This window comes from Modestobacter sp. SSW1-42 (genome assembly GCF_046635825.1).
Taxonomy (GTDB): domain Bacteria; phylum Actinomycetota; class Actinomycetes; order Mycobacteriales; family Geodermatophilaceae; genus Modestobacter.
In genome coordinates this window covers 26,564-39,051 of sequence record NZ_JBISCA010000003.1, presented here as the reverse complement: position 1 = coordinate 39,051, position 12,488 = coordinate 26,564, and the positions used below count along the sequence as shown (strand labels likewise).

Annotated in this window: 10 protein-coding genes; 2 read left to right on the top strand and 8 right to left on the bottom strand. The window is 72.6% G+C overall.

All coding sequences use genetic code 11. The features are described from left to right. Positions 1 to 23: 23 nt before the first annotated feature. The 5 genes from xylB to ACGBYP_RS10450 all read right to left on the bottom strand — a co-directional run bounded on the left by xylB (position 24) and on the right by ACGBYP_RS10450 (position 5,887). A complete protein-coding gene (gene xylB / locus ACGBYP_RS10470) occupies positions 24 to 1,454 on the bottom strand; it encodes a xylulokinase (RefSeq protein ID WP_411583783.1) in 1,431 nt (476 codons plus the stop codon). Positions 1,455 to 1,486: 32 nt separating this feature from the next. Continuing rightward, positions 1,487 to 2,674, bottom strand: coding sequence for a xylose isomerase (gene xylA / locus ACGBYP_RS10465; protein WP_411583781.1), 1,188 nt, complete (start codon positions 2,672 to 2,674; stop codon positions 1,487 to 1,489). 55 nt (positions 2,675 to 2,729) lie between these two features. Then, positions 2,730 to 3,641, bottom strand: coding sequence for a carbohydrate ABC transporter permease (locus ACGBYP_RS10460; protein ID WP_411583779.1), 912 nt, complete (start codon positions 3,639 to 3,641; stop codon positions 2,730 to 2,732). Beyond that, the gene (locus ACGBYP_RS10455) at positions 3,638 to 4,477 is read right to left on the bottom strand and encodes a carbohydrate ABC transporter permease (protein WP_411583777.1); all 840 of its coding nucleotides are present in this window, start codon (positions 4,475 to 4,477) and stop codon (positions 3,638 to 3,640) included. The genes ACGBYP_RS10460 and ACGBYP_RS10455 overlap by 4 nt, the downstream gene beginning before the upstream one ends. Positions 4,478 to 4,561: 84 nt before the next feature. Beyond that, positions 4,562 to 5,887, bottom strand: coding sequence for an ABC transporter substrate-binding protein (locus tag ACGBYP_RS10450; RefSeq protein ID WP_411583775.1), 1,326 nt, complete (start codon positions 5,885 to 5,887; stop codon positions 4,562 to 4,564). A 306-nt stretch (positions 5,888 to 6,193) separates the two neighbouring features. Between ACGBYP_RS10450 and ACGBYP_RS10445 the strand changes: the two genes are divergently transcribed. Together ACGBYP_RS10445 and ACGBYP_RS10440 are read left to right on the top strand one after the other, a co-directional pair. Next, positions 6,194 to 7,192: a LacI family DNA-binding transcriptional regulator gene (locus ACGBYP_RS10445; RefSeq protein ID WP_411583773.1), complete on the top strand. Its 999-nt coding sequence runs from the start codon at positions 6,194 to 6,196 to the stop codon at positions 7,190 to 7,192. Between the two features lie 106 nt (positions 7,193 to 7,298). Next, positions 7,299 to 9,680 (top strand): glycoside hydrolase family 3 N-terminal domain-containing protein, encoded by a 2,382-nt coding sequence (locus tag ACGBYP_RS10440; protein WP_411583771.1) that lies wholly within the window; start codon positions 7,299 to 7,301, stop codon positions 9,678 to 9,680. 122 nt (positions 9,681 to 9,802) lie between these two features. Here ACGBYP_RS10440 and ACGBYP_RS10435 read toward each other — a convergent pair whose 3' ends face one another. Genes ACGBYP_RS10435 through ACGBYP_RS10425 form a run of 3 tightly spaced genes read right to left on the bottom strand, consistent with a single transcriptional unit; the run spans position 9,803 to position 12,396 of the window. Then, the gene (locus ACGBYP_RS10435) at positions 9,803 to 10,645 is read right to left on the bottom strand and encodes a pseudouridine synthase (RefSeq protein ID WP_411583769.1); all 843 of its coding nucleotides are present in this window, start codon (positions 10,643 to 10,645) and stop codon (positions 9,803 to 9,805) included. A gap of 51 nt (positions 10,646 to 10,696) precedes the next feature. Continuing rightward, positions 10,697 to 11,563, bottom strand: a complete 867-nt coding sequence (scpB, locus tag ACGBYP_RS10430; protein WP_411583767.1) for an SMC-Scp complex subunit ScpB — start codon at positions 11,561 to 11,563, stop codon at positions 10,697 to 10,699. Beyond that, a complete protein-coding gene (locus ACGBYP_RS10425; RefSeq protein ID WP_411583765.1) occupies positions 11,560 to 12,396 on the bottom strand; it encodes a segregation and condensation protein A in 837 nt (278 codons plus the stop codon). The genes scpB and ACGBYP_RS10425 overlap by 4 nt, the downstream gene beginning before the upstream one ends. Positions 12,397 to 12,488: the final 92 nt, after the last annotated feature.

Sequence of the window (12,488 nt, the reverse complement as noted above, 5' to 3'; positions counted from 1 at the left end):
GCGAGCGCGAGAGGTAGTGCAGGTCACAACCGCGCGGCGGTCATGTCCCGTACCTCGGCGTAGCGCTCCCGGACGAAGGGGACCGGATCTGCCTCGTAGACCTCGGTGCTGGTGGCCGGCCAGACCGGCGGCGTGCTGCCACCGGCCAGGACCCACGCCGCCTGCCGGGCGGCGCCGTCGGCGACGTACTCCCCCGGCGGCGGGACGAGCACGGGGACCCCCAGGACGGCCGGCGCCAGGCGGCGCACCGCCTCCGAGCGGGCCCCGCCGCCGACGAGGAACACCCGGCGGACCGGGTTGCCCTGCGCGGCGATGGCCTCGAGTCCGTCGGCCAGGCCGCAGAGCAGCCCCTCGACCGCGGCGCGCGCCAGGTGCGCCGGGTCGGAGGTGGCGAGGGTGAGCCCGTGCACCGCACCGGTGGACTGCGGGCGGTCCGGGGTGCGCTCGCCCTCGAGGTAGGGCACGACGACGAGCCCGCCGGAGCCCGCGGGCGCGGTGAGCGCCAGCCGGGACAGCTCCTCGTGGTCGACGCCGAGCAGCCGGGCGGTGGCGTCGAGGACGCGGGCGGCGTTCAGCGTCACCACCAGCGGCAGGTAGTTGCCCGTGGCGTCGGCGAAGCCGGCGACGGTCCCCGAGGGGTCGGCGCTGGGCGTGGTCGACACCGTGGAGACCACACCCGAGGTGCCGATGGACAGCACGACGTCGCCGGGCTCGGCGTTGATGCCGAGCGCGGCGGCGGCGTTGTCACCGGTGCCCGGGCCGAGCAGCGCGCCACCGGCGGCGCCGAGGGCGCCGCCGGCGACCGTGCCGGCCTGCTCGGCCGGGCCGAGGACCCGCGGCAGCACCGGGGTGCGGCCGAAGGCCCGCTCGAGCAGGTCGGGCCGGTACTCGTTCGTGTGCGTGGACCAGTACCCGGTGCCGCTGGCGTCACCGCGGTCGGTGACCAGGGCGTCGAGGCCCGACGCCCCGGCCAGCTTCCAGGTGAGCCAGTCGTGCGGCAGGCAGACCGCCGCGGTGCGCGCCGCGTTGGCCGCCTCGTGCTCGGCCAGCCACCGCAGCTTGGTCACCGTGAACGACGCGACCGGCACCAGGCCGACCGCCTCCGCCCAGGCGCGGCGGCCGGCCTCGCCCGGGCCGAGCTCGGCGATGAGGTCGGTCGCCGCCTGGGCCGAGCGGGTGTCGTTCCACAGCAACGCGTCCCGGACCACCTCGCCCTCGGCGTCCAGGGCGACCATGCCGTGCTGCTGGCCGCCGACGGCGACCGCGGCGACGTCGGACAGGCCGCCCGCCGCCGCGATCGCCGTCTCCAGCGCGACCGCCCAGGCGGCGGGGTCGACCTCGGTGCCGTCGGGGTGCGACGCCCGGCCCTCCCGGACCAGGGCGCCGCTCTCGGCGTCACGGACGACGACCTTGCACGACTGGGTCGACGAGTCGACCCCGGCCACCAGCGTCACGACAGCTCTTCTCCTCGCCCGGCCCTGTGCGATCAGCGAGCGCCGAGCAGGTGCTCGATCATCAGCTGGTCGAGGCGGACGACACCCGCGCCGCGCTTGGCGACGGCGTCGGCGTCGAAGTCCTCGAACGCCGAGCGGTCGTCGAGCAGCTCCTGGTAGCCGCCCTCACCGACGGTGGGCGTGCGCAGCTCCTCGACCTTGGCCGCGGCCATGGCCTCCTGGACCTCGGGGTCGGCGCGGAACGCGGCGGCCCGCTCCTTGAGCAGGAGGTAGGTGGTGATGTTGGCCTGGGCCGAACGCCACACGCCGTCCATGTCCTCGGTGCGCAGCGGCTTGTAGTCGAAGTGGCGGGGGCCGTCGTAGGACGGGCCGCCGTTGAGGCCGCCGTTCTCGAGCAGGTCGACGGTGCTGAAGGCCTGCAGCAGGTCGCCGTGGCCGAAGACCAGGTCCTGGTCGAACTTGGGCCCGTGCTGGCCGTTGAGGTCGATGTGGAAGAGCTTGCCCAGCCAGATCGCCTCGGCGATGCCGTGGGTGAAGTTCAGGTTCGCCATCTGCTCGTGGCCGACCTCGGGGTTGATCCCGACCAGGTCGGCGTGCTGCAGCTTGGAGATGAAGGCGATGGCGTGCCCGACGGTGGGCAGGAAGATGTCGCCGCGGGGCTCGTTCGGCTTGGGCTCCAGGGCGAACTTCAGGCCGTAGCCCTTGTCCTCGGAGTACTGGGCCAGGGTGTCGATCGACTCGGCGTAGCGGTCCAGGGCGGCGATGAGGTCCTTGGCGGTGTCGACCTCGGTGCCCTCGCGGCCACCCCACAGGACATAGGTCTGCGCGCCCAGCTCGGCGGCCAGGTCCATGTTGCGCATGACCTTGCGCATCGCGTAGCGGCGGACCTCGCGGTCGTTGGCGGTGAGCCCGCCCTCCTTGAACACCGGGTGGGTGAACAGGTTGGTGGTGACCATGGGGACCTTGAGGCCGGTCTCCTCCAGGGCGCCCTTGAAGCGCTTGATGACCGCGTCACGGGCAGCGGCCTCGCTGCCGAAGGGGATGACGTCGTCGTCGTGGAAGGTGACGCCGTAGGCACCCATCTCGGCGAGCTTGTGCACCGACTCGACCACGTCGACGGCGTCGCGGGTGGCGTCACCGAACGGGTCGCGGGCCGTCCAGCCGATCGTCCAGAGGCCGAAGGTGAACTTGTCCTCGGGGGTGGCCTTGGGGGTCGTCATCAGGTGGTTCCTCTCACGTCGCGTGTGGTTCGGGAGCTCGGTCAGGGTCGGACGGTCACTTGCCGAAGCCGGCCGTCAGGCCGCCCAGCAGGTATCGCCGTCCGAAGAGGTAGACGAAGAAGATGGGCAGCAGGGACAGCGTGATGGCTGCGAGCAGTCCCGGCACGTTGGTGCCGAACTGGCTCGAGAACGTCTGCAGTCCCAGGGTGAGCGTGCGCTGCTCGGCGGACTGGGTCAGCACCAGGGGGAACAGGAAGCCGTTCCAGGCGCTCATCGCGGTGAAGACGGTGACCGTCGTGATGGCCGGCTTGGCCAGCGGCAGGACCAGGTTGCGCAGCGTCTGCAGCGCACCCGCACCGTCGAGGGTCTGCGCCTCGTAGAGCTCGTTGGGGATGTCGCGCAGGCTGTTGGTCATCACCAGCATCGCCACCGGCAGCGCGAACGCCGCGGTCGGCAGGATGATCGCCAGCAGGGTGTCGTACAGCTGCATCTGGTTGATCAGCAGGTACACCGGGATGATCACGGCCTGGGCGGGCACCGCCAGGCCGACCAGCATCAGCGAGAAGCCGCGCTGCACCATCGGCGAGGGGTTGCGGGCCACCGCGTAGGCCGCCGGCACCACCAGGGCGACCACGATGGCCACCGTGCCCACGGTGACGATGACGTTGTTGAGGAAGTACCGGCCGAACCCGCCGGTGAAGACCGACTCGTAGTTCTCGAACGTCGGGCTCGAGGGCAGCTTGAGCGGGTTGTCGCGCAGGTAGTCCTGCCGGGTGCGGAAGCTGCTGCTGACCATGTAGTACAGCGGCACCACGACCAGGACGAGCCAGAACACCGACAGCACGCCGGCCAGGTAGTTCGGCTTCTCGCGGCCCACCTTGCGGCGACGCTTGCCGGTGACGGGGCCGGCCGGGCCGGCCGAGGCCGGCGGCCTCGCCATCGGCGTGCCGGACTGGGTGATGGTCACAGACCCTCCTGCTGGCTGGACATCTTGCGGAAGCCGGTGAGCCGGGTGACCGCGAGGGACAGGCCGGCGCCGAGCACCAGCAGGATGACCGCGATCGCGCTGGCGTAGCCGAACTCGAAGGCGCCGAAGCCGGTGATGTACATGTACAGCGGTGCGATCCGGGTCGACGTACCGGGCCCACCGTTGGTGAGCAGCAGGATCGTGTCGAACGTCGTCACCGACCCGACCAGCATGAGCACGGTCGAGGTGATCAGGGTGTACCGCAGCAGCGGCAGCGTGATCCGGAAGAACTGCTTGTACCGGCCGGCGCCGTCGATGGTCGCGGCCTCGTAGATGGAGACCGGGATCCCCCGCGCCGCACTTTGGTACAGCAGCGTGTGGAAGGGCACGTACTGCCAGGTCAGCACCCAGGCCACCGTGTAGATGACCAGGGACCGGTCACCCAGGAAGCTGAACTGGTCGAGGAAGGGCAGCTCCCGGGTGAGCCCGAAGTTGCCGTCGAGCACCGCGCTCCACAGCAGCGCGATGGCCGCGGTGGACAGCAGCACGGGCAGGAAGAAGATCGAGCTCAGGACAGCGCGGTTGCGCTGCCGCCCGGCCGCCCAGACCCCGATCAGCATCGCGATCGGGGTCTGGACGACCCAGCCGAGGACCATGAACACCAGCGTCAGCACCAGCGAGCGCCCCACCTCGGGGTCCTGCAGGGCCCGGCTCCAGTTCCCCCCGCCCGAGAGCGAGGGGAAGCCGAAGCCGTCCCAGTCGGTGAAGCTGAGGTAGACGACCAGCACCATGGGCAGGACGGCGAAGACCCCGAAGAAGGTCAACACCGGCGCCATGTACCAGCCGGAAGGACGCTCTCGTCCTGTGGCAGCCAAGTCAGGTCCTCTGTGTAGTCAGCGGTGCAGTCGGGAGAGAGTGCGTCAGCCCGCCATGGCGGCGACGAAGCCCTCCGGGGTCTGCTGACCCAGGAAGAGGTTGCTCAGCTCCGTCAGCATCTTGGTCGACTCCTCGGCACCCAGGTCCTGGTCCCACGAGAGCTGGAAGTTGTCCGCCTGCTCGGTGAGGTCGTAGACCGTGGTGAGGTACTCACCGTCGTCCGAGGCCGCCAGCTGCTCGCGGGCACCCGCGATCGGCATGACGTCGCCGGCCGCGACCAGCTCCGACACGTAGTCGGGGTTGTTGAGCTGGGTCTTGACGTACTCGAGCGCCGCCTCCTTGTTCGGGGACGCGCTGGTCACCGAGTAGAAGTTCGACACGTTCCCGACCAGGTTGCTCGGGTCGCCCGCGCCACCCTCGACGGCCGGGAAGGGCGCGTAGAGCAGGTTGCCCGCGGACACGAAGTCCGGGTTGGTGCCCTTCTGGTTCGTGAACTCCCAGGAGCCCATGAGGTGGAAGGCCGCGTCGCCGTTGGCCAGCAGCTGCGTCGTGCCACCCGCGTCGTACTCGGTCGCGGAGAAGTCGTTGGCGGTACCGAAGGCACCGGCGTCGATCAGCTGCTTGAGCATGGTCATGGCCTCGAGCACGGCGGGGTCGTTCCAGCCCTGGCCCTCGCCGTCGCGGATGGCCTGGAAGACCTCCGGGCCGGCGACGCGGTCGAGCAGGTACTCGGCCCACATGAGCTCGGTCCACGGCTGCGAACCGGCCAGCGCGATCGGCGTCGTGAGGCCGGCGGCCTTGAGGGTCGCGACGTCGGCGAGCAGCTCGTCCCAGGTGGTCGGCATCCCGTCGATGCCGTTGGCCTGGAGGACCTCCTTGTTGCCGTACATCAGCACCGGCTGGACACCGCGCATCGGCAGGCCGTACTGCTTGCCGTCGATCTCGGCGCCGGCGAGCACGCTGGGCAGGAACGCGTCGCGGAGCTCCGGGTTCTCGTCCAGCATCGGGGTGAGGTCCTCGATCTTCCCGGCGTCGACGTACTCCTTGAGGGAGCCACCGCCCCAGTTGAAGAAGACGTCGGGGGCCTGGGGCGAGTTGATCGCCGTGCGCAGCCGCTGCTTGTACGGGTCGTTGCCGAAGGTCGACAGCTTCACCGAGCCCGGACCGTCGCCGTCGTTGTAGCGCTGGATCGAGGCTTCCTCGATCGGGTTGAGGGTCGTGTCCTGCAGGGCCCAGATGTCGGCCGTGCCGCCACCTTCACCGCCACCGGAACCACCGGCGGTGTTGTCGGAGCCGCAAGCAGCCATCGAGCCGAGCAGAGCGAGGGTGGTGGCCGACACGGCCACCTTGGTCAGACGCCGGGGGGACATCCCACCGCCACCTTCCTGTTTCGTCGTTGAAACCGAAAGTTTCGAGCAGTTGCGAGAACGTAAGCCACGTCACCGGCACCTGTCAACGGTCCCGTCAGGCAGACGCCGTCGTGTCCGAACCGTGACCTGTCGACCCACTTCCGGGCCCGCAGATCAGGCACTTTTGAGGTGCGGTGACTATCCAAGCACCGAAACTTTCGATAACGTCCGCGTCACGCCGACAGCGACGCCGGCCTGACCGCACCGGTCCTGCCGGGGGCAGGCTCGTGCCGAGCCGCCACCGCCAACGGACCGGGAGGCCGTCCAGTGCCACCGCATCAGCTGGGCCGACCCACGCTGGCGTCCATCGCCGCGGCGGCCGGCGTCTCGTTGCCGACCGTGTCGAAGGTCGTCAACGGCAAGTCCGACGTCGCTCCCGCCACCCGCGCCCACGTCCAGCAGCTGCTCGAGCAGCACAACTACGTGCCGGTCACCCGCCGGCCCACCGACGACGTCCTGGTCGACGTCGTCTTCACGGCGCTGGACAGCCCGTGGGCCGTCGAGATCCTCCGCGGGGTCACCGAGAGCGGGCTCGAGGTGGTCGTCTCGTCGCAGAGCCGGACCTCCGACGTCGACTGGGTGCAGGCCCTGGTCGCCGGGGGACGCCGGGGCGCGCTCGTGGTCACCTCCCGGCTCACCGCCGCCGACCAGCGCCGACTGGGGCGCTCGAGGCTGCCGGTCGTGGTCATCGACCCGGTCGACATGCCCGGCCAGGACGTCCCCAGCGTCGGGGCGACCAACTGGGCCGGCGGGCTGTCGGCGACCGAGCACCTGGTCGAGCTGGGCCACCGGCGGATCGCCGTGGTCGGCGGGCCGCAGGCCTACCTGTGCAGCCGGGCCCGCATCGACGGCTACCGGGCGGCGCTGGAGCGCGCCGGCATCGCCGTCGACCCGGCGCTGGTCGTGCACGGCAACTTCCGGCACCAGGGCGGCTACGACCAGGCGCAGGCACTGCTGGCCCTCCCCGACCCGCCCACGGCGATCTTCGCCGGCAGCGACGAGCAGGCCTTCGGCGTCATGGAGGCCGCCCGCCAGGCGGGGCTGTCCGTCCCCGGCGACCTCAGCGTGGTCGGCTTCGACGACCTGCCGATGGCCCGCTGGTCCTCCCCGCCGCTGACCACCGTGTGCCAGCCGCTGGCCGACATGGGGCGGATGGCCGGCCGGATGCTGCACGACCTGATCAACGGCGAGGTGCTCGGCAGCCAGCGCATGGAGCTGGCCACCCACCTGGTCGCCCGCGCCTCCACCGCTCCCCCGCGCCGCTGACCCGCGGCGCCCACCACCTCCGTCCCCTCCACCGCCCTCCGGCGCCGACACCGGCGACCAGCCCGCGCCTCCTCCGGCGCCCGAACCGACCCCAGGAGCCCGTCCCGTGACCTCGTCACCGTCCCCGTCCGACCTCGACCCGGGTGCCCCCGCCGCCGACGTGTGGGCCGACCCGGCACGCCCGCTGCCCGAGCGCGTCCGCGCCCTGATGGACGTGATGACCCTGGAGGAGAAGGTCGCCCAGCTCTACGGCATCTGGACGACCATCTCCGACGGCGAGGAGGTGGCCCCCAACCAGCACGAGTTCTCCGAGCCGCTCCCGCCGTGGGAGGAGCTGACCAAGCCGGGCCTCGGCCAGCTGACCCGCGTGTTCGGCACCGGCCCGGTCGAGCCGCTCACCGGCGCCCGGGTGCTCGCCCAGACCCAGCGCGACCTGATCGCCAACTCGCGGCTGGGCATCCCGGCCGTGGCCCACGAGGAGTGCCTGACCGGCTTCACCGCCTGGCAGGCCACGGTCTTCCCGACCCCGCTGGCCTGGGGGGCCTCCTTCGACACCGCCTCGGTCGAGACCATGGCCGCCGGCATCGGTGCGCTCATGCGCTCGGTCGGCGTGCACCAGGGCCTGTCCCCGGTCCTCGACGTCAGTTTCGACCACCGCTGGGGCCGCACCGAGGAGACGATCAGCGAGGACCCCTACCTCGTCGCCGTCCTGGGCTCGGCCTACACCCGCGGGCTCGAGAGCTCCGGCATCGTCGCCACCCTCAAGCACTTCGCCGGCTACTCGGGCTCGGGCTCGGGCCGCAACCACGCCCCGGTGCGGCTGGGCCCCCGCGACTTCGCCGACATCGTGCTGCCGCCGTTCGAGACGGCGCTGCGCGAGGGCGGCGCCCGCTCGGTGATGAACTCCTACGCCGCCGTCGACGGCCTGCCCCCGGCCGCGGATCCGGCGCTGATGACCGGCCTGCTGCGGGAGACCCTCGGCTTCGACGGCGTCGTGGTCGCCGACTACTTCGCCGTCTCCATGCTGGAGACCACCCAGGGCGTGGCCGCCTCCCCCGGCGACGCCGCCGCCCAGGCGCTGCGGGCCGGCATCGACGTCGAGCTGCCCACGGTCCGCTGCTACGGCGAGCCGCTGCTGGAGCGCATCCGCTCCGGCGAGGTCGGCATGGACGTCATCGACCGCGCGCTGGAGCGGGTGCTGCTGCAGAAGGGCGAGCTCGGCCTGCTCGACGCCGGCTGGGACCCCGAACCCGCCGTGCTGCGCGAGGGCGCCGAGAGCCTGGACTTCGACCCGCCGCACATGCGCGCGCTGGCCCGCACCCTCGCCGAGCGCTCGGTCGTCCTGCTCGACAACCGCGCGTCGGTGCTGCCGCTGCAGTCCCCGGCCAAGCTGGCCGTCGTCGGCCCCGCCGCCGACGAGGTGCTGTCGCTGATGGGCTGCTACGCCTTCCCCAACCACGTGGGCGTGCAGCACCCGGACATGCCGCTGGGCATCGAGCTGCCCACGCTGCTCGACGCGGTGCGCACCGAGTTCCCCGACGCGGAGGTCACCACCGCCCAGGGCGTCCCGGTGCAGGAGCTCGACCGCAGCGGCATCGACGAGGCCGTGCGCGTGGCCGGGGAGTCCGACGTCGTCCTCGCCGTCCTCGGGGACGTCGCCGGGCTGTTCGGCCGCGGCACCTCCGGTGAGGGCTGCGACGCCGACGACCTGCGCCTGCCCGGCCTGCAGGGCGAGCTGCTCGACGCCCTGCTGGCCACCGGCAAGCCGGTCGTGGTCGTGCTGCTCACCGGGCGCCCCTACGCCCTCGGCGCGGTCGTCGACCGGGCTGCGGCCATCGTCCAGGCGTTCTTCCCGGGCGAGGAGGGCGCCGGCGCGGTCGCCGGCGTGCTCAGCGGACGGGTCAACCCCTCCGGGCGGCTGCCGGTCTCGGTGCCGGCCACCCCGGGCGGGTCGCCGGCCACCTACCTGCACCCGATCCTGGGCGCGCAGAGCGGCATCAGCTCCGCCGACCCGACGCCGGCCTTCCCGTTCGGGCACGGCCTGTCGTACACGACCTTCGAGCTGGCCGACCTGCAGGTGGCCGGCGCCGGCGGCGCGGCGACCGAGGAGCTGGCCACCGACGGCTCGGTGACGGTCTCGGCCACGGTCAGCAACACCGGCGAGCGGGACGGCGCGCAGGTCGTGCAGCTCTACCTGCACGACCCGGTCGCCAGCGTGGTCCGCCCGGTCACCCAGCTCGCCGGCTTCGCCCGGGTCGAGCTGGCCGCCGGTGCGAGCGCGCGCGTGTCGTTCACCCTGCACGCGGACCGGACGTCGTTCACCGGCCGGGAGCTGACCCGCATCGTCGAGTCCGGTGACCTGGTGCTCAAGGTCGGCACGTCGAGCACCGACCTGCCGCTGGAGACCACCGTCCGCGTCACCGGCCCCGACCGGGTCCTGGGCGTCGACCGCGTCCTCACCACCCCGGTCGAGGTCACCGCGCTCTAGTCGGTCCTCGCAACGCACACCGGCCGGCGTCCCCCGAGGGGGACGCCGGCCGGTGTGCGTTCTCGGCCCTCCTGCAGGGCCCCGCCGCGAGCTTGCTCGTGGTGGGGGGCAGGAGGGTCCTTTCACATGCCGACGAGCTCGTGGAGGGCGCCGACCTCGGTACGGGTGAGCTTGCGGATGGTGCCGGTGCGCATGCGGGCCAGCTCGATCGGCCCGATGGCGGTGCGGGTGAGCCGGGTGACCGGCAGGCCGACCTCGGCCAGCAGCCGGCGGACGATGTGCTTGCGCCCCTCGTGCAGGACGACCTCGACCACCGACTGGCCGGCGTGGGCGTCGACGACGTGGAAGGAGTCGACCGCGACCGGGCCGTCCTCCAGCTCGATGCCCTTGCGCAGCGTGCGGTGCAGGTCACGCGGCACCGAGCCGGTGACCTGGGCCAGGTAGGTCTTCTTCACCAGGTAGGACGGGTGGGTCAGCCGGTGGGCGAGCTCGCCGTCGGTGGTGAGCAGCAGCAGGCCCTCGGTGTCCTGGTCCAGCCGGCCGACGTGGGTCAGGCCGGCAGCGAGGTCACCGATCATGTCGCCCACGGTGGGGCGGTTCCGGTCGTCGCTCATCGAGGTGATGATCCCGACGGGCTTGTTCATCGCGTAGGTGACCTTGTCGTTGCGGATGTCGATCCGCCGGCCGTCGACCGCGATGACCGCGGTGTCGGGGTCCACGCGCATGCCCTGCACCCGCACGACCTTGCCGTTCACGCTGATCCGACCGGCGTCGATCATGTCCTCGGAGACGCGCCGGGAGCCGACACCGGCGCGGGCCAACACCTTCTGCAGCCGCTCGCCGGGGCTGTCGTCGTCGTGCCGGGGCTCCGCGTCGTCACCGGGGCGGATCGGTGCGAGCTCCATGTCCTCGGACCAGCCCTCACCGCCGGAGGTGGTGGGAGTGTCGTCTGCAGTCGTGTCCATCCCCTCCAGTCTCCCACCTGCGCGGCCCTGCTCCTACCGGCCGCCGCGGGCTCAGCTGTCCGGGTGCTCGTCGAGGACGGAGCGGGTGTCGGGCAGCAGCGGGGCGAGCTCGGGCAGCTCGCCGAGGTCGGTGAGGCCCAGCCGCTCCAGGAACAGCGGCGTGGTCACGTACAGCCCGCCGCCGGTGTCGGGGTCCGAGCCGGCCTCGCGGATCAGCCCGCGCGCGGTGAGCGTGCGGACGACGGCGTCGACGCCCACGCCGCGGATCGCCGAGACCCGGGCGCGGGTCACCGGCTGCCGGTAGGCGATCACCGCGAGCGTCTCGAGCGCGGCCTGGGTCAGCCGGCTGCGCTGCCCCTCCAGCAGGTGCCGCTCCACGACCGGGGCGTGCTCCTCGCGGGTGTAGAGCCGCCACCCCTCCCCCACCCGGCGCAGCGTGATTCCGGCGCGGCGCTGGTCGTAGTCGGTGGCCAGCGCGGCGAGCCCGGCACGCACCCGGGACACCGGTGTCTGCAGCGCGGCGGCGAGCGAGACCTCGTCGAGCGGGGAGTCGGTGACGAACAGCAGCGCCTCCAGCCCCCCGCGCAGCGCGGCGTCGTCGACCGGGGTGTCCAGCAGCAGCTCCTGCTGCCCGTCGACGGCGTCGACGAGCTCCTCGACCGGGGCCTCGGGCTCGGGGACGACGACCAGCTCGACCGGTGGGTCCGCCGGCGCCCGGCCCAGCACGCGGGACGCCGGTGCGGTGGCGTCGGCGTCCGCCGCGGGGCGGCCGAACTCGGCGGCCAGCCGCGCGGCGACGGCGTCCCAGTCCTGCGCGCCGTCGGTGCCGCCGTCCTCGGCCTCGGCGAGCCCGGCGGCCACCTCGGCGACGACGGCGTCCCAGGAGAACGGCCGCGGTGCGGTCGGCTCGTCGCTCACTGCCCGTCCTCCTCCAGGGCGCCGTCCAGCAGCGCGTCCAGCTCCGCCGGCAACCGGCCGTCGACGAGGGCCGGGCCGGTCCAGCGCACGTGCAGCTCGCCCAGCGGCGTCACCTGGTCGAAGGTCACCAGCTGCTGCCGGTACAGCTCCAGCAGCGCGAGGAACCGGGCGACCACCTCCAGGGTGTGCGCGCAGTCGCGGCTCAGCGAGCGGAACGTCGCCGTCCCGGCCTCGGCGACCCGGCTGCGGACGAGGACCAGCTGTTCGGTGACGCTCACCGCAGGGGCGTGCAGGTGGGTGACGCTGACCGTGGGCGGCGGCTTGGGGGTGAGCGCCTCGTGGGCCATCGCGGCGAACTGCTCGGGGGTGACGCCCAGCAGCACCTCGGGCAGCAGCTCGGCGAACCGGGCCTCGAGGCCGGCGTCGCGGGCGTACCGGCGGGCGGCCTCGGCCTCGCGGGTGCGCAGGAAGGCCGCCGCCTGCTTGTAGGCGCGGTACTGCAGCAGCCGGGCGAACAGCAGGTCGCGGGCCTCGAGCACCTCGAGGTCGTCGGGGTCCTCGACGTCGGCGGCGGGCAGCAGCCGGGCGGCCTTGAGGTCGAGCAGGGTGGCGGCCACGACGAGGAACTCGCTGGCCTGGTCCAGGTGCAGCTCGTCGGACAGGTCGTGCAGGTGGGCGATGAACTCGTCGGTGACCACCGACAGCGCGATCTCGGTGACGTCGAGCTTGTGCTTGCCGATCAGCTGCAGCAGCAGGTCGAACGGCCCCTCGAAGTTGGTCAGCCGGACGGTGAACCGCCCGTTGCCCACCTCCGGGGCCGCCACTGTCGTCACCACCTCAGCCTAGGGCGGCCCCCAGACAGTCCAGCGCACGTACGGCGGTGTCCGGCCCCGCTTCAGGGCCCCGCGCCGCGCGGAGCGTGGCA

What these genes read in the sequence shown, in the direction of transcription:
- xylA (WP_411583781.1), bottom strand. Translation starts at nt 2,674, where the DNA reads ATGACGACCCCCAAGGCCACCCCCGAGGACAAGTTCACCTTCGGCCTC.
- ACGBYP_RS10455 (WP_411583777.1), bottom strand. Translation starts at nt 4,477, where the DNA reads ATGGCGCCGGTGTTGACCTTCTTCGGGGTCTTCGCCGTCCTGCCCATG.
- ACGBYP_RS10450 (WP_411583775.1), bottom strand. Translation starts at nt 5,887, where the DNA reads ATGTCCCCCCGGCGTCTGACCAAGGTGGCCGTGTCGGCCACCACCCTC.
- ACGBYP_RS10435 (WP_411583769.1), bottom strand. Translation starts at nt 10,645, where the DNA reads ATGGACACGACTGCAGACGACACTCCCACCACCTCCGGCGGTGAGGGC.